Consider the following 23,400-nt stretch of genomic DNA (forward strand, 5'->3'; position numbering starts at 1 on the left):
CGCCGCCAGACCCATTACGGCTGCTGCGCAGCGGCCAGCGGGCGTTTTCTGCGCCGCAGCTTATCCATCATTAAATAGACGACCGGCGTCGTGAAGAGCGTCAGCAGCTGACTCATCACCAGTCCGCCTGCGATGGTAATCCCCAGTGGCTGGCGCAGTTCAGCACCGTCGCCGCTGCTCAGCACCAGCGGTAGCGCGCCAAACAGCGCCGCCAGCGTGGTCATCAAAATGGGCCGGAAGCGTAACAGGCAGGCCTGGAATATCGCCTCGCGCGCGCTGAGCTGGCCGTTTCGCTCTGCCTCCAGTGCAAAGTCGACCATCATGATGGCGTTCTTTTTCACAATGCCGATGAGCAGCAGAATCCCGATCAGCGCAATCAGGCTGAAGGGCGTATCAAACAGTTCCAGTGCCAGCAGCGCGCCGACACCCGCCGAAGGCAGGGTAGAGAGGATCGTCAGCGGATGGACATAGCTCTCATAGAGGATCCCCAGCACGATATAGACCGCCGCTATCGCCGCCAGCATCAGCCAGAGCTGGCTGCTCTGCGACTGCTGAAACACCTGCGCGGTTCCGGCAAAGCTGCCGCGCACGCTGGAGGGCACGCCAATCGCGGTCATGGTGCGTTCAATTGCCTCCGATGCCTGCGACAGCGACACACCTTCCGGCAGGTTGAATGAGATGGTCGAGGCGGCAGACAGCCCTTCATGATTGACCGAGAGTGGCGCATTCGCGGGCTGCCAGTGGGCGAACCACGACAGCGGAATCGCTTTACCTTCGCTGTTTATCACGAACATCTGCGACAGGGCGCTGATATCCTGGGTGTAGCGTGGATCGACCTCCATCACCACTTTGTACTGGTTAAGCGGCTGGTAGATGGTGGAGATCTGACGCTGACCAAAGGCGTTATTCAGCAGGGCATTGGCCTGAGAGACATCGATGCCGAGCCGCGCCATGCTTTCCCGGTCATAGGTCAGCGCCATCTCGCTGCCTTTATCCTGCTGATCGGAGTTCACATCCGCCAGCTGCGGCAGGGCAGAGAACGCCTCGCGAATTTTCGGCTCCCACGTCCGCAGCGCGGCGAGATCGTCCGATAGCAGCGAATACTGATAACCGGCATTCGACTCCCGGCCACCTGCGCGCAGATCCTGCACCGCATTCAGATAGAGGCTGGCGCCCGGCTCTTTCGCCAGCTTTGTACGCAACCGGGCGATGATCTCCACGGCACTCTCTTTGCGCTCTGACAGCGGCTTCAGTGAGATAAACATGGAGCCACTGTTGGTGCGCATGCCACCGGTAAAGCCCACCACGCTGTCTACAGCGGGATCGGCACCGACGATCTCCATAAAATCCTGCAGTTTACTGCGCATCGCCTGAAACGAAATGCTCTGGTCAGCAGAGATAAAGCCGGAAAGTCGCCCGGTATCCTGTTCCGGCATAAAGGTTTTCGGGATATGAACAAACAGCCAGCCGGTCAGGAAGATGGTGGCGAAAAACAGCAGCATGACCCAGCGTGCATGGTTCAATACCACGTTAAGCGAGCGACCATAACCCTGCTGAAGCGCCATCAGCAGCCGGCCTGCGCCGCGGCGACGGGGCTGGCTGCGCGGCCCGTGGGGCTTCAGCAGATACGCGCACATCATCGGTGTCAGGGTGATGGAGATAAACAGCGAGATGATGATAGACACCGACAGCGTAATGGCAAACTCAGAGAAGAAACGGCCAATCAGGCCGCCGATCATCAGCAGCGGCAGGAACACGGCAACCAGCGACAGGCTCATCGACAGCACGGTAAAGCCGACTTCCCGTACCCCTTTCAGCGCGGCGGCCAGCGGTTTCATGCCCGCTTCGACATGGCGGGCAATGTTCTCCAGCACTACGATTGCATCATCCACCACAAAGCCGGTGGCGATAGTGAGCGCCATCAGCGACAGGTTATTCAGGCTGAAGCCGCACAGGTACATCGCGGCAAAGGTGCCGATCAGCGAAACCGGCACGGCGACGGCGGGGATCAGCGTGGCACGCCCCGAGCGCAGGAAAACAAACACCACCAGGATCACCAGCGCCACGGCGATTAACAGAGACTGCTCCACTTCATGCAGCGAGGCGCGAATGGTGGGCGAGCGATCCTGAGCAATCTGCAGATCGATGGCGGCCGGGATCACCTCATGCAGCAGCGGCATTTCGGCACGGATCCGGTCAACCGTATCGATGACGTTGGCTTCAGGCGTTTTGCGGATCAGCAGCAGCACCGCGGGTTTACCGCGCGACATCCCGGCGTTACGCACGTCCTGCACCGAATCCTCGACGGTCGCCACATCGGACAGCTTCACCGCTGCACCGTTTTTGTAATGCACCACCAGCGGCTGATACTCACGGGCGGTCTGCAGCGCGTCATTGGTACGCAACTGCCAGCGCTGCTGCGCGTCATCCAGTGCGCCCTGCGGCCGACGCTGGTTGGCGTTCGAGATCGCGGTGCGCACCGCATCCAGCGACACGCCCTGATTAAACAGCGCCTGCGGATTGAGCGCCACACGCACCGCAGGCAACGAACTGCCGCCCACGGTGACGTCGCCCACGCCCTCGATCTGCGACAGCTTTTGGGCCAGCTGGGTCGAGGCGTAATCATAGAGCTGACCAGGATTGTAGGTATCCGAGGTCAGCGTCATGATCATAATTGGCGCATCAGAAGGGTTTACTTTGCGATAGGTGGGACGCGACGGCATGCCTGTGGGCAGCAGGCTCTGCGCCGCATTGATCGCGGCCTGCACATCGCGCGCCGCGCCATTGATATCGCGATCAAAATCGAACACCAGAATGATGCGGGTGCTGCCCAGCGAACTGGTGGAGGTCATTTCACTGACGCCCGCGATGCGTCCCAGCGAGCGCTCCAGCGGCGTGGCCACCGACGACGCCATAATCTCCGGTGAGGCACCCGGCAGTGATGCCGAGATGACAATCACCGGGAAATCGACCTGCGGCAGCGGTGCTACCGGTAGCAGCCGGAAACCCAGCATGCCCGCCAGGGCGATGGCCAGCGTCAGCAGGGTCGTCGCGACGGGCCGGTTGATGAACAGGGCAAAAAACTTCACTCTGCGGCCTCCGTGCGGCCAAAGCGGCGACGGGTGGCGTGCGCCAGACGATCAAACAGCAGGTAGATCACCGGCGTGGTGAACAGCGTCAGCACCTGGCTCAGAATCAGCCCGCCGACCATGGCAATGCCCAGCGGATGGCGCAGCTCAGCACCGACGCCGGTGCTAAGCATCAGCGGCAGCGCGCCGAGCAGGGCGGCCAGCGTGGTCATCAGAATCGGGCGAAAGCGCAGCAGGCAGGCCTGATAGATGGCATCAACAGGCTTCATACCCTGTTCACGCTCCGCCGCCAGCGCAAAGTCGATCATCATGATGGCGTTCTTTTTCACGATGCCGATTAGCAGGATGATGCCGATAATCGCCACAATATCCAGTTCATTGCCGCTGAGCATCAGCGCCAGCAGCGCGCCAACACCCGCGGTAGGCAGCGTCGAGAGAATGGTGATCGGGTGAATAAAGCTCTCATAAAGCACGCCCAGCACGATGTACATCGCCACAATGGCCGCCACCATCAGCCAGACCGTGCTGCCGAGCGCCGCCTCAAAGGCCAGCGTGCTGCCCTGGAACTGGGTCATCAGTTCGGCAGGCATGCCAAGCTGCGCTTCTGCCTGTGAGACGGCTTTTACCGCATCTTCCAGCGAATAGCCGTCAGCCACGTTGAACGAGAAGGTCGCCGACGGGAACTGGTCGAGATGGTTAATACTCAGCGGCGTGTGGCGCTGCTCGATACGGGCAATGGCACTTAGCGGCACGCTGCCGCCGTCGCTGCTGTTCAGGCGAATAGCATCCAGACTCGCCAGCCCTGGCGTGGCGTTATTATCCTGCTCCAGCACTACACGATACTGATTCGCCTGCGTATAGATGGTTGAGATGAGCCGCTGCCCAAAGGCGTTATAGAGCGCGTTATCGACGTCCGCCATGCTGATGCCAAGCCGGCTGGCACTGTCGCGGTCCACGTTGACATAGGCTTCCAGCCCCTGATCCTGCCAGTCACTGCTGACATCGCGCAGCTGTGGCAGGGTGCTGAGCCGGGTCAGCAGGGCCGGAACCCAGGTGCTGAGCGACGATAGTGAACCCGATTGCAGCGTGAACTGATAAGGCGTGCGGCTCGCCTGGGTATCAATGGTGAGATCCTGCACCGCCTGCAGCCACAGCTGCACGCCCGGTACCTCACTGACCTGCTGTTGCAGGCGCTGCTGAATGGCAGGAATGCGGTCGTCGCGTTGATCCAGCGGTTTGAGGTTGATCTGCAGCCGCGCGCTGTTCAGCGAGGCATTGGTGCCATCTACGCCGACAAACGAGGTCATGCTCTCAACCGCCGGATCTTTCATGATAATGGAGGCAACATCGCGGGTGCGCTGCGCCATACTGGCGTAGGAGACCGACTGCGGAGCCTGGAGCGTACCCTGAATAATGCTGTTGTCCTGCTGCGGGAAGAAGCCTTTCGGGATCACCATCCACAGCAGCAGCGTCAGGACCAGCATGCCCAGCGCCACCGACAGCGTCAGCCAGGGGTGATTCAGCACCCGGCTCAGGCCACGACCGTAGGTGGCGACGATACGATCAAACATCGCTTCACTGGCCCGCGAAAAGCGGTTCTGTTTGCGCAGCGACTCCGCGCTCAGCATCCTGGCGCACATCATCGGCGTCAGGGTCAGTGACACCACCGCTGAAATCAGAATCGCCACCGCCAGCGTGACGGCAAATTCACGGAACAGGCGGCCAATGACGTCGCCCATAAACAGCAGCGGAATCAGCACCGCAATCAGTGAGAAGGTGAGGGAGATAATGGTAAAGCCAATTTCCCCGGCCCCTTTCAGTGCGGCGGTCAGCGGTTTTTCCCCTTTCTCGATATAGCGTGAGATGTTCTCAATCACCACGATGGCATCATCGACCACAAAGCCGGTGGCGATGGTCAGCGCCATCAGCGTCAGGTTGTTAATGGAAAAGCCAAGGAAATACATCGCTGCAAAGGTACCGATCAGCGAAAGCGGTACGGCCACCGCCGGGATCAGCGTGGCGGGTACGTTGCGCAGAAACAGATAAATGATCATCACGACCAGCGCCATCGCCAGCATCAGCTCAAACTGTGTGTCGTTGACCGAAGCGCGAATATTAGTGGTGCGGTCGGTGAGCAGTTTAACGTCTACCGACTTTGGCAGGGCGGCGGTCAGGGCGGGCAACATGGCACGGATATTATCTGCCGTGGCGATGATATTGGCACCGGGCTGACGCTGAACGTTGAGCACAATCGCCGCATCGCGGTTGGCCCAGGCACCGAGCCAGCTGTTTTCTGCTCCCTGCTCAATGGTTGCCACATCCCCCAGTCGTACCGGCGCACCATTTTTATAGCTGATGATAAGCTGGCGATAATCTTCCGCCGACTTCATCTGGTCATTGGCTGACAGAGTGACGGAGCGGGTCGGGCCATCCAGGCTCCCTTTAGCCGAATTGACGTTGGCATTGCTGATCGCGGTCCGCACCGTTTCGCTGGTCAGACCCAGCGCCGCCAGCGCCTGCGCATTCATCTTCACCCGCACCGCCGGACGCTGACCGCCCGACAGCGTCACCAGTCCGACGCCGCTGACCTGAGAGATTTTCTGTGCGACGCGCGTTTCCACCATGTCCTGCACCTGCGTCAGCGGCATGCTGCGGGTGGTAACGGCCAGCGTCATGATCGGCGGATCGGCAGGGTTCACTTTGCTGTAGACCGGCGGATTAGGCAGATCGTTGGGCAGCAGATTGGTAGCTGAGTTAATGGCTGCCTGCACCTCCTGTTCTGCCACATCCAGCGGCAGCGTCAGCTGGAACTGCAGCGTCACTACCGAGGCACCGCCGGAGCTTTGCGACGCCATCTGTTTCAGGCCAGACATCTGACCAAACTGACGCTCAAGCGGGGCAGTAATCGATGAGGTGACCACATCCGGGCTGGCACCCGGATAGAGCGTGACGACCTGGATGGTCGGATAGTCGACTTCGGGCAGCGCCGAGACCGGCAGGAAGCGGTAGCCCAGTATCCCGGCCAGCAAAATCGCAATCATCAACAGCGTGGTGGCAACCGGGCGCAGAATAAACTGGCGTGACGGCCCGCCACTGTGATCGGGAGGCATGACCTGCATTACTCACGCTCTCCTTTTGACGGCAGGGTCGCGCGGGTGGCGCGCGGAGCATTGCTCTGCGGCGCGACCACCTCAACTTTCGCGCCTTCGGTCAGGCGATCCAGCCCGTCTGTCACTACGCGTTCACCCGCCTCCAGACCGGCGCTGATCACCACTTTCTCACTGTCCTGCAGACCAGCAATTACGCTTTTTTTGCTGACCTTATTGTCACTGTTCACCACCCAGACAAAGTGGCCTTCGTTGCCCATCTGCAATGCGGCAGGCGGAATGACCACTGCATCCTGCAGGGTGTTGACCTTCAGCCGCACATTGACGAACTGGTTAGGGAACAGCGTATCGTCCTGATTATCAAAACGCGCTTTGATTTTGATGGTGCCGGTGGTGACATCAATCTGGTTATCCAGGCTCAGCAGTTTGCCGCTGGCGATCAGATTCTGATTACTGCGATCCCAGGCCTCAACCAATAGCGGCAGGCCGCTTTTCTGCGCCTGCAGAATGGAACTGATGCTGTTTTCTGCCAGGGTAAAAACCACATCAATCGGGTGCGTCTGGGTGATCACCACGATACCGGAGGTGTCGCCGCTGGTGACATAGTTGCCAACATCCACCTGTTTCAGCCCGACCCGGCCAGCAATCGGCGCGGTGATCCGGCTGTAGGTCAGGTTGAGCTGCGCACTGGCAACGCCGCCCTCATCCGCTTTCAGGGTGCCGAGCGTTTCACTCACCAGTGAGCGCTGAGTGTCCAGCTCCTGTTGTGACACCAGCGAGGTTTTTGCCAGCTTCTCGAAGCGCGCCAGGTCACGACGGGCATTCGCCAGCGTCGCCTGATCTTTCGCCAGCTGGCCCTGAGCCTGGGTTAACGCCACCTGATAAGGCCGCGGGTCGACTTCTGCCAGGAGATCGCCTGCGTTCACCTGCTGGCCTTCGGTGAAGTGGATCGCCAGCAGGTCGCCATTGACCCGACTGCGCACCGTGGCGGTGTTAGCGGCGGTCACCGTTCCCAGTCCGCTGAGAAATTGCGGCACGCTCTGGCGAGTGGCGGTTGCGGCCTGAACCGGTGCGAGGGGACGACGCGCGCCATCACCGCCGCCTTTACCGCCACGTGGCGCTGGCGAATCCGTCTGGCTGCTGCTCTGCGGCTGGGCATTGCGTTGCCAGGCATAGTAGCCGCCAGCGGCCACGGCGATCAGGGCCAGCACGATCAGGGTTTTTTTCATAACAGGATGTCGGGTGCTCATGATTGTTGATGCTCTCCAGCAGTGACGTAGTCCCAGGCGCAGGCATGAAAGGGGTAGCCTGCAAACGACAGAGTGTAGTCGCCTCTGACGGGCAAAAGTTGAAGGAAATAAGGATATCTGTCAGGGCGGGGTAATTATGCCTGTTCCTTCATTAATCGCAGCACAATCGTCATAAAGGCGTGAAATGACTTTGCTATGCTGAAAAACAGACCGTTTGCAGGCAAATCAGGAGCAGATAATGAGTCAGAATCAAACCCGGCAGTTGGGTGACAGTGGTATTACGGTGCCGTTACTGACGTTTGGCGGCAATGTGTTTGGCTGGACGGTGGATCAATCCACCTCCTTTTCTCTGCTGGATGCGCTGGTGGATCGAGGGCTGTGGTTTATCGACACCGCGGATGTCTATTCCCGCTGGGCGCCGGGCAATAAAGGCGGTGAATCGGAAACCATTATTGGTGAGTGGCTGAAAAAAAGCGGCAAGCGCGATCGGGTCGTGCTGGCAACCAAAGTCGGTATGGAGCTGTCCCCGGAGAAAACCGGGCTGAAGCCGCAATATATCCGTCAGGCGGTCGAAGATTCACTGCGCCGGTTGCAGACCGACTACATCGACCTCTACCAGGCGCACCGTGACGATCAGGACACGCCACTGGCAGACACGCTGAGCACCTTTGACAGTCTGATCCGCGAGGGGAAAGTGCGGGCGATTGGTGCCTCGAATTACAGCGCGGCGCGGCTTGAGGAAGCATTAAAGATCAGTGAAACGGAGGGGCTGGCGCGTTACGAAACCCTGCAACCTGAATACAACCTTTATGACCGCCAGCCCTATGAGTCGGCGCTGGAGCCGGTGGTCAGGGCGCACGGTTTAGGTGTGATCAACTACTACTCACTCGCCAGCGGTTTTCTCAGTGGTAAATACCGTGATGCAGCGGATGCCAGTAAAAGCGCGCGGGGGCAGGGCGTGGTAGACAAATACCTCAACCCGCGCGGTTTGCGGATCCTGGACGCGCTGGATGCGATCAGCGATGCGCATCAGGTGACACCGACGCAGGTGGCGCTGGCCTGGCAGATTGCCCGGCCCGGTATTACCGCACCGATTGTCAGTGCTACCTCACTTAAACAGCTCGACGATCTGACTGGCGCCATGCAGCTGACGCTGACCCCGGCACAGATTGATCAACTGGATCAGGCCAGCCAGTAAACACAAGGGGCGATAGCGCCCCTTTTTACGCTGTATCTGTCAAAAAATACGCACCTCGCCCAGAGAATAACCAATCAGAGATCCCGATCACAAATGCGTTAATAAACGGATGTTACGGGTAATTATGCGCACGTATTTACAAAAAACAGAGGTTATCCAGCACTATCCTCTGCGCGTCATTTTCCGTAACTTATATAAGAATAAGCAAGATGAAAAACAGAAAAGCAGAGCAGCGTTTCCCGCTGCGCCGTGTGGCAACCGGCACCCTGATCCTGGCCATGTTTTCCGCGCAGGCGTTGGCCGCTGATGCTTTCAGCCCGGACTCCGAATGGATGTTTGGTGACTGGGGCGGGTACCGAACGCAGCTGCAGGACGACGGCATTAAGTTTGACGTTAACTACACCATGGAAAGCGCCGCGAATTTAGGCGGCGGAGCCGATACCAATACCACCATGCGCTACAGCGACCAGTGGACGTTCGGCACCAATTTCGATCTGCAGAAGCTGCTGGACTGGCAGGATGCCGAGTTTCAGATGACCGTCACCAGTCGTAACGGGCAGAATCTTTCCGATCAGGTCGCGGATCAACGCACCGGTATGCTCTCCTCAGTCCAGGAAGTTTATGGTCGCGGTCAGACCTGGCGTCTGACGCAGTTCTGGTTGCGCAAAGGGCTGTTCAACGATGTGGTTGATATTAAAGCCGGACGGGTAACGGTAGGTGAAGATTTCGATAATTTCGATGGCAATTTGTTCCAGAATCTGGCGCTGGGCAGCGGGCAGGCGGGTAACTGGCGTGGCGATCGCTGGTTCAACTGGCCGGTGTCGCAGTGGGGCGGCCGGGTTAAGTTTAATATCACGCCGGATGTCTTCTTCCAGGTCGGTTTCTATAATCAGAACCGTGCTAACTACGATCGCGGCGATGGCTTCCGTCTGGATACCAGCAATTCAGAAGGCAATCTGGTGCCGGTCGAACTGGGCTGGAAACCGACCTTCGGGCCGGAGAAATTACCGGGTAACTACCGCATCGGTTATTACTATTCGTCAGTGGATGGCGATGTCTATGGCAGCTGGCGCAACGGTGGTTATCAGGATCAGGCGCATTCCTACGGCGGCTATCTGTTATTGCAGCAACAGCTGACCGCGCAGGATGGCGATGTGAATCGCGGTCTGGGCGTGCGGGTTCAGGCGGTGATGAACGATCACAAGACCTCGAAGACCGATAACTACCAGTCTATCGCCTTTACCTGGACTGGACCGTTCGATGCCCGTCCGCAGGATGAGATCGGTGTGGGCGCATCGCGTATTCACGTGAACAGCGACTATACCCGCTCATTGCGTCAACAAAATCAGGCCAATGGCGAGAGCCGCTTTGACAGCCCGACTTATCTGCCGATTCAGGAAGGTTCAGAGTACAACTATGAGGTTTACTACAACGCCAAAGTGACGAACTGGATGTCACTGCGACCTAACCTGCAGTATGTGGTGGCACCAGGCGGGGTGAGCGAAGTGAAGGATGCGTTTATCGGCGGTATCAGCGCCAATATTGCATTCTGATTTACAATAAAAACGGCACCTAAACAGACGACTCCCAGACTTAAAGCGATGGGTGTATACGCCAGTAGCAAAGCATAGCGGGCCTGGGATGGCCCGCGCTGAGCCCGCCAGGGATGGCGGGTTTTGCGTCTTTGCGAAAGGCGTATGCTCCCTGAGCCTGCTCTCAGTGATCCGCAAACAAAAACAGCACCTTCAGGTGCCGTTTTTTTATTGCAGCGCAGCGTAGAGCAGAATTAACGGAACATCACTTCCGCCCAGCGGGCCAGCCCTGCGGTGACGGAGGCGAAATCATCGCCTCCCGCAATCGGCGTGTCCGGCAGCGTCTTCTGCAGCGCTGCGCGCAGCAACGGTGAGCGCGCACTGCCGCCGGTCAGATAAATCACATCGGGCTTAATCTGGCTGGTGGCCAGCGCGAGCTGCACCTGCTCCAGAATTTTCTCCAGCGGCTGACTGATGGCATCCTGCAGCTGATCCACGCCAATCTCTGTCTCTAATGCCGCGGCAATAAAGTCGAGAGAGGCGGTCTGCGCCGGGCTGGATGACAGCGCAATCTTGCTCTCTTCCGCGGCGCGCACCAGGCGATAACTGAGCTTCTGCTGCCACACTTTCAGCAGACGAGCCACAACATCACCCTGTTCCGCATCACGTACTAAATCCCGCAGCCACTTGCCGCAGGCGGGGCTATAAAAGTCGCTTTGCGCCGGAACATCATTAATCGCGATGGCGTTCCACCACGGCAGGGCAGGCAACGCGGTGCCTTTCAGGGTGTTACCGCCCAGGCCCAGTAACGGCATCAGAGTCTTAAACGTCAGCATAATATCCAGATCGTTACCGCCCACGCGGCAACCGCTGTGGCCCAGCAGGCTTTCCCGCCGGTCCGCCTTATCACGCCATTCTGGTCCCATCAGCAACATCGAGCAGTCGGTCGTACCGCCGCCGATATCCACCACCAGAACCGTCGTCTCCTGCTTCAGCGTCGCTTCGAAATCGAGCCCGGCGGCGACCGGCTCAAACTGAAACTCCACGTCGCGGAAACCGGCGCGGTGGGCGGCGCGCAGCAGAATGCCTTCCGCCTGCTGGTTAGACTCTTTGCTGCCTAAGCCCTGGAAGTTGACCGGCCGCCCGATCACCGCCTGATCGATGGGCTGATCAAGCTGGCTTTCACCCTGCTGGCGGATGTGCAGCATCATGGCGCAGACCAGATCTTCAAACAGGGCGATCTGCTGCGGCTTCAGGCCACTGGCACCGAGGAACGATTTGGGCGATTTAACGAACCAGACATCTTCGGGGTCGACCATGTAATGCTGCAGCGCGGTGAGGCCGAACTGCACGCTGTTGGGCTGGACCTCGATATCCTCTTCGCGGTTATAACGCATCGCACGCTGCAGCAGCGCCGTGGTTTCGCTGTCTGGTGTCGCCACCTGATGATGACGATAGAGCCATTCGCTGATCGACTCGCGGGTCGGCGCACAGATCATTGACGGCAGCAGGCGCTGATCATTTTCCAGCGTTAACAGACGTGGCGTGCCATTTTCGCTGACTGCAATGGCGCAGTTAGCCGTGCCGTAATCGAATCCTATGAACATTTTCGCCCCCATGCCGGAAAAAAGGGGGCGACTTTAGCGCAGCTTCAGCAGGGTGGCAAGCAGGCAGCGCGGGAATTAACGGATAGCGAAGATGCGATCTTCAGCCAGAGAACGCAACGGCTGACGCTCGGCTACGGCACTGCCCCAGACGCCATCCACATCAAGGGTCGCCAGCGTGCTGAGTACGGCGGGTACTGAAATTGGCCCGGCCAGGACCGAGATATTGCGCTGTTTTGCCTGGCCCTGAATGATGGTCAGCAGCATCTCATCCATCAGATTGTTATGAACGTTAGCAACCAGTTCAGGCGCCAGCACCAGATAATCAACTACTTCGTCGCTCAGCAGATTGAAGGCATCCAGATTACGGCCAAAATGCTGCAACACGACACGACAGCCACACTGCCGCAGTTGCATTAGTGCGGCATAGAGCTGATCGCCTTTGCTGAGCACACTGGCTGCAGGGAAAGCGAAACCACAGCGGCTGTCGGAGAGACCCTCGGCAACAAAGCGCTGACAGAGTTGCTGCACACAGGCGGCATCGCTCAGAACCTGTGCATTGAGTGGCAGGATCACCGGAATGCCTTTGTTATTCAGCCTCTGCACATCGTGACGGAAAAAAGCATCCAGAATAGTGTTATCCAGCTGCCGCCGCAGCGTATCGTCAGACAGGTTATTGCGCAGCAACGTTTCATCCACCAGCAGCCCGTCAGCCGTTAACAGCTGAACCTCAAGCAGCCAGATAAAGGCTGCCTGCGGTGTTTTGGGCGGCGCAACGGCCCAGGCAGGCAGTTCGATCTTCAGCGCATCAATCATTGCTGCATCCATGCCCTGATGATTACCTGGCAGCGGTAACCGATGCTGTTCATAGATGACCAGCCGTCCGCGCCCGCTGCGTTTGGCGTTGTAACAGGCGATATCCGCCTGCGAAAGCACGTCGCCGCTCTGGCAGTTATCCGCTGAAATCTGCGTAACGCCCGCGCTGGCACCCACATGATAAAGGCGGCCCAGCCACTGAAACCGGTAATGATTGACCGCGGCGACGATGCGCTGCACCACGTCATGCGCCTGAGCGACTTCGCAATCTGGCATCAGCAGCGCAAACTCGTCACCGCCCAGCCGGGCCAGGAAATCGCTGCTTCGCAGATGTTGCTGCATTAAATCAGAGAGCTCACGCAATAACGCATCGCCTGCGGCGTGTCCGGCGCTGTCATTGACCGCTTTAAACTTATCCAGGTCGATAAACACCAGCACATGCTGATGCTGATGTTCAGCGGCATCAAACAGCAGACGTTTAAGCTGAAGCTCGAAACTGGCACGATTCGGCAGGCGGGTCAGGGTGTCATGCAGCGCGCTATAGCTCAGCCGCTTCATCAGTTTGCGGGATTCGCTGACATCCTGAATAACCATGACGGCACCCTGTTCCAGGCCCGCTTCGGAGCGCAGCGGTGTGATGCTGTAGTGAATATCGATATGGCCGCCTTCGGGCGTATGCAGCACCAGATCTTCCGCGAGCCCAGGGGTGATTTTTTCCGCCGGCAGCTGGCATAACAGCAGATTTTCGACTTCCGGGCCGTTACGCCCCTGAGTGATATGCAGCAGTTCACTCAGCGGCTGACCGGCTGCCTGTTCCTGCGAGAGGCCACTCATCTTTTCTGCTACCGGGTTCATAAAGGCGACGCGCATCTCTTTATCGGTGCTGATCACCGCTTCGCCGATGGAATCCAGGGTGATCGCCATGCGCTCTTTCTCCTGAAACAGTGCTTCATTCAGGTTGCGGAGTGGCGTGATGTCCTGGCAGATACCCAGCATGCGCTCAATGCGCCCCTCTTTGCTCAGTTGCCGGTTAGCCTGGGTACGTACCCAGCGCTGTCCTTCAGCATTGACTACGCGATACTCCATGTGGAACGCGCTGCGCAGTTCAATTGCCTGCTGTACCGTCATCGCGGCATATTCCCGATCGGTGGTGTGCAGCAGATGGATCCAGAGGTCATAGCTGGGCGACTCATGCGGCGCAAGGCCAAACAGGGCGTACATGCGCTTATCCCACAACATCTCGCCGGTCAGCAGGTTCCACTCCCACACGCCGATGCCGCCCGCCTCGTTGGCCAGCGTAATACGCTCCATCAGCCGGCGGTTCACCTGCTCACTCTGCTTCAGCTCTGAGATATCGATAATCTGCGCAATAAAGTAGAGCGGGGCATGACTGCTGTCGCGCACCAGCGAGACCGTCAGCCGCGCCCAGACAATTTCGCCATCCTTACGGAAATAGCGCTTTTCGAAGGTATAAGTATCAATCTCGCCTTCCAGCAGCCGGCTCACATGCTGCAAATCGAGTGAGAGATCGTCGGGATGGGTAATCTGCTGAAAGGTCAGACGCTTCAGCTCTTCTGCCGGATAACCCAGAGTCTGACACAGAGATCGATTCACCTGCAGCCAGTTGCCCTCAGGTGCGACTAGCGCCATACCGATGGCGGAGTACTCCATAGCATGCCGGAAGCGGGTTTCGCTGTCGGTAATATGAAGTTTTTCACGCCGGGACGCATCCATCACCAGCGACATAATATGGCTGGGGATTAACACCAGCAGAAATGGCAGCCAGCTGGAGACCGGGCCGAGGGCGCTGTTGTTATTGACCACGTTGACCAAATCAAAAGCCAGCAGTATTGAGATAAAACTGGCGTTCAGGAAGAACAGGACAAACGCCTGCAGCTTGGGCAGGCGAACTGCACACCAGAACAGGATTACCACAATAAAGGTAAAGGGCCACGGCAGGAAACGCAGTGCCAGATAACTGGCCCCGAGGGTAAGCAGCAGCGTCAGCAGCGATTCGGCCAGGCGCAGATCGCTGAACTGCGCGCGCCGCAGCGGCCAGGGCAGCAGAAGCAGCATCGGGCCTAACACCAGCATGCCGATGATCTCGGAGATTACCCAGGTATAGAAGAAGGGAAACGAGGCATGACCGCTGACCTGTAGCGTCCAGATCGCGAGCAGGCCGCCAAGCACCGGCGTCACGATGCCGACTGACAACACCATCCTGGCCCAGTCGTTGAGCGAATTCAGCGGCGCGCGCCGATTTAGCAGGGCGCGCAGCAGCATGCCACCTATGCCGGCCTGAATAAGATTAAGCAGCGCGAATTTAATATTAGAGAGAGCAGGTCCGATGATGATGGCATTAGCCCCCGCGGTGCCCAGCACACAAGCGGTCAACAGCAGCGGCAACTGTCGTGACGGGCAGCGGAAAACCACGACGGTCATTAAGGTGGTCGGGAACCAGAGCGGGGAAATCTTCCCACTGACAACAATCAGTTCAAGACAGAACAGGGTCAGGACAAACACCACGCAGCCAAGCACCAGGGCCGAGAGCCAGCGGTTTGGCATGTTATTTTGCGGGGACAGGATCTCTATCGTCATGCGGACTTCCGGCAGGGTGCAGGGCTCCGCAACGGCGAATCAGGCACCAGTCATTCTCTGACTGCATGCTAGCACATTCGGCAAAGAAAAAAGGGGTGAAATCAATATTGCCCGTTATTCGGCGAATTGACGGGCACGGTATAATTGATTGCCAGCGTGTTGATTACTGGCGGAAAAGATCGGCGCGGGTATAGGGTTTTTCCAGGCCCGCGAGGCTGGCAGAGAAGCGCTCCAGAAACTGCTGCGTCGTCGCGACGCGACCGTGACCCATCAATACAAACGGCACTAACAGCGCGGCACCCACCTGCGGCCAGCTGAAGCCTTTTAATGAGGTACGGCGCTGCGAAATCAGAAACGCGGTGCTCAGCGTAAAGCCCAGCAGCAGACCGGTAGCGACCTCACTTTTAGAGTGGGCGTGGATCACCAGGCGGGAGAAACCGACCATCAGGGGGATCAGGTAACCGACGCCTATCGCCGTAATGCGCCACAGGGCTTTCCAGCGCCCGGAAATCAGCCATAACATGACCGGCCACAGCGTGGCGGACATGGCGCTGTGACCGCTGAAACCAGTGAAATTAAAGCGGGCGCTGCCAATGCCAAATCCCAGAAACAGGATTTTCGAGAGGCTGACAGTCAGCCCAGCCAGGCCAAAGGCCACAATCCAGTAAAAGACCGTAAGACGATTGTCACTCTTCCACGGCAAAATCAGCGCAATAATCACCGCTGTCGGAATCAACAGCATGCTGTCGCCAAAATAGGTCAAAGTCTTCCAGTGCATACCACTCCTGATGCATCATTCGGTCGGAACGTTTGCGACACGCGTCGTCAGAACAGCGTGCCGCACAGGCCATTTTATTTATAGTATGGTGTGACGTTAGTTTATCGGTGAAATGAGTGGCGTCCAAAGGAGAAAGTCTGAAAAGTCGCCGACGCCATTTTTGTGGCATCAAAAGGCCGAAATCCCTATACTTAGCGCGAACACACCCTCTCCATTTCGGCCCGTCCACTGCCCGCGTAATGTGTGACCAGTGGCAGGCTCCAGTTATCAGGTCTCAAAAAAGTATGACTGACAAGTCTCATCAGTGCGTGATTGTAGGCATTGCCGGCGCTTCCGCATCCGGTAAAAGTTTAATTGCCAGCACGCTCTATCGTGAAATCCGTGATCAGGTAGGTGACGAGCACATCGGGGTTATCCCGGAAGATGCTTATTACAAAGATCAAAGTCACCTCACCATGGAAGAGAGGGTTAAAACCAATTATGACCATCCGAGTGCGATGGATCATGATTTGCTGTTGCAGCATCTGCAGGCGGTGAAAGCCGGTCAGGATATTGAGCTGCCGGTTTACAGCTATGTTGAACACACCCGCACCCAGCAAACGCAACACCTGAAGGCCAAAAAGGTCATTATCCTTGAAGGTATTCTGCTGTTAACCGATGCCCGTCTGCGCCAGGAACTCAACTTCTCTATCTTCGTGGACACGCCGCTCGACATCTGTCTGATGCGCCGCATGAAACGTGACGTCAATGAGCGTGGCCGTTCAATGGATTCGGTAATGAGTCAGTATCAGAAGACCGTGCGTCCGATGTTCCTGCAGTTTATCGAGCCATCAAAACAGTACGCCGATATTATTGTGCCGCGCGGCGGAAAAAACCGTATCGCCATCGATATCCTCAAGGCGAAAATCAACCAGTTTTTTGAATAACGCACGTCCGTCCGGACGTGGTGCAGACCGGCGGCAGCCACGCATGCCGGTTTGCTACACTTATGTCATGGAGTTACCGCAATGAGATTATGCGATCGCGATATCGAAGCCTGGCTGGACAATGGCAAACTGGCCATTGAGCCGCGCCCGCCGGTCGAGCGCATTAATGGTGCCACGGTCGATGTGCGTCTGGGTAATCAGTTCCGTACCTTCAGCGGTCATACCGCGGCCTTTATCGATCTGAGCGGCCCGAAACAGGAAGTGAGCGCGGCACTGGACCGGGTAATGAGCGATGAGATCGTGCTGCCTGATGGCGAAGCCTTTTTCCTTCATCCGGGTGAACTGGCGCTGGCGGTGACGCTGGAGTCCGTGACGCTGCCCGACGATCTGGTCGGCTGGCTGGATGGCCGCTCCTCGCTGGCGCGTCTTGGACTGATGGTTCATGTGACGGCTCACCGCATTGATCCAGGCTGGCAGGGCCGTATCGTGCTGGAGTTCTACAATTCAGGTAAACTGCCGCTGGCGCTGCGTCCCGGTATGTTAATTGGCGCGCTAAGTTTTGAACCGCTTTCAGGCCCGGCTGCGCGTCCCTACAACCGACGTGAAGATGCGAAATATCGCGGTCAGCAGGGCGCTGATGCCAGCCGTATCGATAAAGACTGATTTGAGGATGTAATGAAAAGAGTGATAACCACGCTGGCCATCCTGTTAGTGGTGGTCGTAACGGGAATGAGCGCGCTGGTGCTGCTGGTCAATCCCAACGACTTTCGTGCCTATATGGTGCAACAGGTCGAACAACGCAGTGGTTATCGCCTTGAAGTCAGCAGCGATCTGCGCTGGCATGTCTGGCCTCAGCTCAGTATCCTGGCAGGCCGGATGAGTCTCACCGCGCCGGGTGCCAGCCAGCCGCTGGTTTCGGCAGAAAACATGCGGCTTGATGTCGATCTCTGGCCACTCTTATCCCATCAGCTCAGCGTCAGTCAGGTACTGCTGAAAAATGCGATCGTGCGGGTCACGCCAGAGAGCAGTGCGCAGCGTGCTAAAAATGCGCCGCAGGGGCCGCGCGATGCGGAGCCAGCCGCGGCGTCCAGCGGCTGGTCATTTGATATTGCTAAGCTGCAGGTAGCCGACAGTCTGCTTATCTGGCAGCAGCCGGGCGGCGACGAATATAATTTTCGCGACCTCAATATTAATATGGAACAGGACGCGAATAAGCTGGCGACCCTGTCGCTGAGCACCAGTCTGATGCGCAATCAGCGCAACGCGACCCTGAATCTCAAAGGTCAGCTTGATGCCGCACAATATCCCCATCGTCTCAGCGGCCAGTTGCAGCAGCTTGATTACACCCTCTCCGGTGCCGATATTCCGGTTCAGGGAATCAAAGGCTCTCTGAGCCTGCAGGGCGAATGGAATGGTGACCGCCAGCAGTTCTCCTTCAGCAATCTGCAGCTCACCGCCAACGACAGTACACTGACCGGGCAGGGCAACGGACAGATTACTCCGCCACAGCAGCTGGCGCTGGATCTGAAAGCCAGCACGCTGAATCTTGATAATTTGCTCACCAGCACGCCGGTCTCTGAAACATCTGGCGTGCAGCATGCCACTGTGGCTCGTTCCCCGGTGATTGCTGCCCCACGGGAGCGCAGCAATGCCGACTCTCCGCTGAATGACCTGAACCTGGCGCTGAAATTACAGGCGGATAGTGTGATATGGCGCGGCCTCTCCCTGACCGGACTGGCGGTAAACGCCAGCAACCAGCAGGGACTGATGACACTGAACACGCTTAGCGGCAAACTGGGCAATGGCAGTTTCTCGGTTCCCGGCAGCATCGATATTCGTCAGCCGGAAACGCAGGCCAGCCTGAAACCGCAACTCCGGTTGATTGCCATTCAGCCACTGCTTAAAGCGTTTGACCTGCCGGAAAGCCTGCAGGGAAATCTGAGCCTTGATGGCGAGCTGTGGGGTAATACGCTGACGGTTGAGGCGGCAAAACGACGCTGGCAGGGCAGGGCGACCATCAGCGCCAGTAACCTGAAGCTGGCACAGCTTAATCTGCAGCAGATGGTGCAGCGTGCCGTGGCACGGGTCAGTGATAAAGTCAGCAGTCAGGAAGCCGCCGATGAAGGCATTGAGTCGATCAGTGGTCAGGTCGCGCTGAATAAAGGCGTTCTCAGCTTCAGCGATATCAATGGCAATGGTCAGAATCTGGGTCTGCAGGGCGCGGGTAAAGTCGACATAGTGCAGCAACAGCTGGACCTCACCCTGGGGCTGAAAATCAGCGGCTGGCATGGCGACGAGGCGCTGGTGAAGACGCTCTCCAGTCAGCCGGTTCCGCTGCGTATGTATGGTGACTGGAACAGCCTGCAATATTCTCTGCCGGTGGATGCCGTGCTGCGTGACCGTCTTCAGAGTGAAGCGAAGTCACGACTGAATCAGTGGATCGATCGTCAGAAAGAGGGCGAGAACAAAGAGAACCTGAAGAAAATCATGCGCCCATAGCGGGCGCATGCTGTCAAACCGGGTGAATGCTTACACCTCGTAATCGCTATCGGGCTGCAGCAGAATGTCGACTTTCTGAACCCGATGATTTTCCACCTGCAGGGTTCGCAGCAGATAATCCCCCAGCTGCAACACTTCCCCTTCCTGAGGGATATGTTGCAGCTTATCCATCAGTAATCCTGCCAGCGTATGATAATCACGCTGCTCGTCCAGCGGCAATTTCACATAGAGCGCCAGGTCTTCCAGCGGCATGTGGCCGTTGGCAATCCAGTGTCCCTCTCCCTGAATCTGAATATCGTAGCGGGCATCAATCTCTCCCGCCTCATTCGGCAGATTGCCCGCGATGGTTTCCATCACATCACTCAGGGTCACCACGCCCTCCACTGAACCAAACTCATCCACCACAAAAGCAAAGTGAGTATGGGCCTGCCGGAACTGTTCCAGCGCCTGCAGCAGCGTCAGACGTTCAGGAAAGACCAGCGGCTGCCGAATCAGGGCGCGCAGATCGAGTGAATTATGGTGCAGCGACTGGTGCAGCAAATCGATGACATGCACCACGCCCAGCGGTTCGCTGGAATTGTCCGTTATCAGAATGCGTGTGTGCTGGTTGCGGTCGAGGCGTGACATGATCTCTGCCGGGTCATCACTGAGATCGATATGTTCGACATCATGGCGTGAGGTCATGATGCTGTTAACGTGGCGCTGACCCATGCCCAGCACCCGGGCAATCATCACCCGCTCCTGGCGGTTGAACAGCATGCTGGCGTCGCTGTCAGCAATCAGCGACGAGGTTTTTGCATCCAGTTCCGCCGGTTCCGCTGCACCGCGCAGCATCCGTAACACCGCTTCCGCCGTGCGCTGGCGCAACGGGCGACCCGCCGACAGCACACGCCGACGGTTAAAGTGGGCCAGCTGGTTGAGTGCCTCAATGATTACCGAGAAGCCGATAGCCGCATAGAGATAGCCTTTGGGAATGACAAAGCCAAAGCCCTCCGCCACCAGGCTGAAGCCAATCATCAGCAGGAAGCTTAAGCAGAGGATGACAATCGTAGGATGGTTATTCACAAAGCGGGTCAGCGGCTTGCTGGCGAGCAGCATCAGCAGAATGGCGATGGTGACCGCAATCATCATGACCGGCAATTCATTCACCATGCCGACGGCGGTAATTACCGCATCCAGCGAAAAGATGGCATCCAGCACCACAATTTGCGCCACCACCGGCCAGAATTTAGCGCCGCCTTTTTGTTGACCAGCATCGTCATCATGGCCTTCAAGGCGCGCGTTCAGCTCTGTTGTGGCTTTAAATAACAGGAAAATCCCGCCGGACAACAGCAGTAAGTCGCGCGCACTAAAGGGGTGACCGGCCAGCGTAACCCAGGGTTCTTTCAGCGTAACCAGCCAGGAAAGCGAAGCCAGCAGCAATAAGCGGCACACTAATGCCAGCAGCAGTCCGATTACGCGCGCGCGGTCGCGAAGGGGGCCGGGAAGCTTCTCAACCAGGATGGCAATGAAGATCAGATTGTCGATGCCTAAAACCAGTTCCAGAACGATTAGCGTTACTAATCCCGCCCAAAGCGAGGGATCTGCAATTACCTCCAGCATGTGTTGTTCACCTGAATGTCTTAAATTGGGTTTTCTCTGATGATAGTGGAGTGCGAAGCCGCGTACAAATGGCAGGGCAGGGAGGGATAACCAGCACAGCGCTATATATCGTGCAAAATATGAACATAACAGTGTGACGCTTTGATTAAATTCACAGGGTGTAGAGAAGACTATTCTGAGTCATTTTGTCACGGGAAAGTGATATTCACCTGCCGGGCTTATGAGATTTATCTCACCGGGAGTATGGCATTAATCCGAATTGTACAGAAAGGATTGCACTGCCTGTCAGGCATCAATACTAATTGCTGGTAGTCTTTTTCCTAAAATAGTCCAGGGATGGCGGGACCTGCTTGTAAACAAGCCAGTAATAACTAGTATAGCAACAAGTTAGCAAACTCTGTCCCAGAGTCGTAATTTGCGTGCCTATTCGACATTAATCGAAATGTGACGAATGAGTTATTCGCTAAAAAACGTCTGTATGATGCGCTGCGGTAACGTAAACGCATTACGGGGAGCAATATGAATGATGACAGCGATATTGGCAGCGACAGCCAAGGGCGGTAGCGTGCCTGAATCGCGTTTTTCGTTGATAAAATGAGCAGTGCTGGCGGTGCGTAAAGTCAGAGTAATCTGTTGGTATTCATCACAATATTATTGGTGTCATGGTTAAGATCACTGGCGTAAACGCCGCAGGAGCTCCCCTTAGAAACGGCTCAGTCTGGAAAGGTTTCATCGCTTAACGATTAAACAGGCGATAGCCGTTGCGGGTTTAAGGAAATAAAATAAAGAGTTAAATATGCGCGATACTGAATTTACGTTTAAAAGTCTTATTACCAAATTAATGCTGGCATGTTCAGATTTAATTTGTTTCAACGCAGCGTTATTTGTGGCGATGATGCTAATTAATGCTCAGTCAGGTTCGCCGCTGGCAGATATTTCTGAAAAAGAAATGAATTTAAAAATTGCCACACACATTTGCCTGTCGGTAATTTGTATTGGCTGGTTCTGGGTAAGGCTGCGTCACTACACTTACCGCAAACCTTTCTGGTTCGAATTAAAAGAAGTTTTTCGTACCATTCTTATATTTTCTGTTATCGACCTGTCGATTACCGCGCTGTCACAGTGGCAGATGTCGCGTTTCGTCTGGTTACTGACCTGGATTCTGGCGCTGATTTTAATTCCGACCTGTCGCGCGCTGGCTAAGCGTCTGCTGAATAAAAATGGCTTGTGGAAAAAACAGACCATTATTATCGGCAGCAGCAAAAATGCGCACGAAGCCTGGCAGGCGCTGCAAAGTGAAGAGGTCATGGGATTTGACGTCATCGCCTTCTATGACGTTGACGGAACCTGTCCTCAGGAGATCATGAACGGCGTACCGGTTCTGCGCGACGAGCAGGAGCTGTGGAGCCTGACTAACAGCGAAACCCAGTTTATCGTGGCAGTAGAATATGAGCAGAGTCAGTATCGCGATGTGTGGCTGAAATCGCTGGCGATGCACAACTGTCGTTCAGTTTCTGTCATCCCGACGCTACGCGGTGTACCGCTTTACGGTACTGATATGGCCTATATCTTCAGCCACGAAGTGATGATCCTGCGGGTTCAGAATAACCTGGCAAAACGCACTTCGCGTTTCCTGAAGCGAGCCTTTGATATCGTCGGTGCGCTGTCGATTATTCTGATGCTGATGCCGGCACTGCTGGTCCTGGGCTTCCTGGTTGGCCGTGATGGCGGACCACCGATTTATGGTCACGAACGTGTCGGCATGAATGGCCGTAAATTCAAATGTCTGAAATTCCGTTCAATGGTGATTAATTCAAAAGAAGTGCTGGAAGAAGTGCTTCGTACTGATCCGATTGCGCGTGCGGAATGGGATAAAGATTTCAAACTCAAAAATGATCCACGTATTACTAAAGTGGGCCACTTCATCCGTAAAACAAGCCTCGATGAGTTGCCTCAGCTCTGGAACGTGGTGCGCGGTGATATGAGTCTGGTCGGGCCTCGTCCGGTCATTGAAGATGAACTCTGTCGTTATGCTGGTGATGTTGATTATTACCTGATGGCTAAACCAGGCATGACGGGATTGTGGCAGGTCAGCGGTCGTAATGATGTTGACTATGAAACCCGCGTCTATTTCGACTCGTGGTACGTGAAAAACTGGTCACTGTGGAATGACATCGCCATTCTGTTTAAAACAGTGGGCGTGGTGTTGAAACGCGACGGTGCCTATTAATCGTGAGTCGGAATGAGCGTGCTCACGCGCGCTCCGAGGTGTTATGCCGTTGTCAGGCGTGTCGTTAATAGCGGCCATCATCAGGGATATCGCAGTGCATCTATAGTCCGCTATGATGCAAGGCGTTTCGGGTACACCCTGGTTGATGGCCACTACTTATAACAAGTGGAG

The 23,400-nt window shown here is 56.6% G+C and carries 13 protein-coding genes; 6 read left to right on the forward strand and 7 right to left on the reverse strand.

Going from position 1 to position 23,400, the window contains the following annotated elements:
* Window positions 1-14: 14 nt before the first annotated feature.
* The 3 genes from mdtC to ACTJKZ_RS01970 are packed head-to-tail and all read right to left on the reverse strand — an operon-like array spanning window position 15 to window position 7,446.
* Window positions 15-3,089 carry a multidrug efflux RND transporter permease subunit MdtC gene (gene mdtC, locus ACTJKZ_RS01960; RefSeq protein WP_161732264.1) on the reverse strand — a complete coding sequence of 1,025 codons (3,075 nt, stop codon included), beginning with the start codon at window positions 3,087-3,089 and terminating at the stop codon, window positions 15-17.
* Window positions 3,086-6,208, reverse strand: coding sequence for an MdtB/MuxB family multidrug efflux RND transporter permease subunit (locus ACTJKZ_RS01965; RefSeq protein ID WP_253419307.1), 3,123 nt, complete (start codon window positions 6,206-6,208; stop codon window positions 3,086-3,088). The genes mdtC and ACTJKZ_RS01965 overlap by 4 nt, the downstream gene beginning before the upstream one ends.
* On the reverse strand, window positions 6,208-7,446 hold the full coding sequence (locus tag ACTJKZ_RS01970) for an MdtA/MuxA family multidrug efflux RND transporter periplasmic adaptor subunit (protein WP_161732268.1): 1,239 nt from the start codon (window positions 7,444-7,446) through the stop codon (window positions 6,208-6,210). The genes ACTJKZ_RS01965 and ACTJKZ_RS01970 overlap by 1 nt, the downstream gene beginning before the upstream one ends.
* A 238-nt stretch (window positions 7,447-7,684) precedes the next feature.
* Between ACTJKZ_RS01970 and ACTJKZ_RS01975 the strand changes: the two genes are divergently transcribed.
* Both ACTJKZ_RS01975 and ACTJKZ_RS01980 read left to right on the forward strand, forming a co-directional pair.
* The gene (locus tag ACTJKZ_RS01975; protein ID WP_253419301.1) at window positions 7,685-8,644 is read left to right on the forward strand and encodes an aldo/keto reductase; all 960 of its coding nucleotides are present in this window, start codon (window positions 7,685-7,687) and stop codon (window positions 8,642-8,644) included.
* 209 nt (window positions 8,645-8,853) lie between these two features.
* The gene (locus ACTJKZ_RS01980) at window positions 8,854-10,197 is read left to right on the forward strand and encodes a carbohydrate porin (protein WP_222925235.1); all 1,344 of its coding nucleotides are present in this window, start codon (window positions 8,854-8,856) and stop codon (window positions 10,195-10,197) included.
* Window positions 10,198-10,430: 233 nt separating this feature from the next.
* Here the strand turns inward: ACTJKZ_RS01980 and yegD are convergent, their stop codons facing one another.
* From yegD to ACTJKZ_RS01995, 3 genes are all read right to left on the reverse strand, one after another.
* Entirely contained in the window at window positions 10,431-11,783 is a 1,353-nt protein-coding gene (gene yegD, locus ACTJKZ_RS01985) for a molecular chaperone (protein ID WP_161732274.1), read from the reverse strand.
* Window positions 11,784-11,858: 75 nt separating this feature from the next.
* Window positions 11,859-15,194 (reverse strand): diguanylate cyclase, encoded by a 3,336-nt coding sequence (locus tag ACTJKZ_RS01990; RefSeq protein ID WP_440829140.1) that lies wholly within the window; start codon window positions 15,192-15,194, stop codon window positions 11,859-11,861.
* A gap of 163 nt (window positions 15,195-15,357) precedes the next feature.
* Window positions 15,358-15,972 carry a phosphatase PAP2 family protein gene (locus tag ACTJKZ_RS01995; protein ID WP_222925238.1) on the reverse strand — a complete coding sequence of 205 codons (615 nt, stop codon included), beginning with the start codon at window positions 15,970-15,972 and terminating at the stop codon, window positions 15,358-15,360.
* 284 nt (window positions 15,973-16,256) lie between these two features.
* On the opposite strand from ACTJKZ_RS01995, the gene udk reads away from it, so the two are divergent.
* The 3 genes from udk (at window position 16,257) to asmA (ending at window position 19,397) form a co-directional block, all read left to right on the forward strand.
* Window positions 16,257-16,898 carry a uridine kinase gene (udk, locus tag ACTJKZ_RS02000; RefSeq protein WP_004571279.1) on the forward strand — a complete coding sequence of 214 codons (642 nt, stop codon included), beginning with the start codon at window positions 16,257-16,259 and terminating at the stop codon, window positions 16,896-16,898.
* An 81-nt stretch (window positions 16,899-16,979) separates the two neighbouring features.
* Window positions 16,980-17,561: a dCTP deaminase gene (gene dcd / locus ACTJKZ_RS02005; protein ID WP_004571280.1), complete on the forward strand. Its 582-nt coding sequence runs from the start codon at window positions 16,980-16,982 to the stop codon at window positions 17,559-17,561.
* Window positions 17,562-17,573: 12 nt separating this feature from the next.
* Complete coding sequence (gene asmA / locus ACTJKZ_RS02010; RefSeq protein WP_440829141.1) at window positions 17,574-19,397, forward strand: outer membrane assembly protein AsmA; 1,824 nt, start codon at window positions 17,574-17,576, stop codon at window positions 19,395-19,397.
* A gap of 30 nt (window positions 19,398-19,427) precedes the next feature.
* Here the strand turns inward: asmA and ACTJKZ_RS02015 are convergent, their stop codons facing one another.
* A complete protein-coding gene (locus ACTJKZ_RS02015) occupies window positions 19,428-20,999 on the reverse strand; it encodes a TerC family protein (RefSeq protein WP_161732282.1) in 1,572 nt (523 codons plus the stop codon).
* Window positions 21,000-21,795: 796 nt separating this feature from the next.
* On the opposite strand from ACTJKZ_RS02015, the gene wbaP reads away from it, so the two are divergent.
* On the forward strand, window positions 21,796-23,229 hold the full coding sequence (gene wbaP, locus ACTJKZ_RS02020) for an undecaprenyl-phosphate galactose phosphotransferase WbaP (RefSeq protein WP_222925241.1): 1,434 nt from the start codon (window positions 21,796-21,798) through the stop codon (window positions 23,227-23,229).
* Window positions 23,230-23,400: the final 171 nt, after the last annotated feature.

The sequence above is a fragment of the Pantoea sp. 22096 genome, from assembly GCF_052045955.1.
GTDB classification, from domain to species: domain Bacteria; phylum Pseudomonadota; class Gammaproteobacteria; order Enterobacterales; family Enterobacteriaceae; genus Pantoea; species Pantoea alfalfae.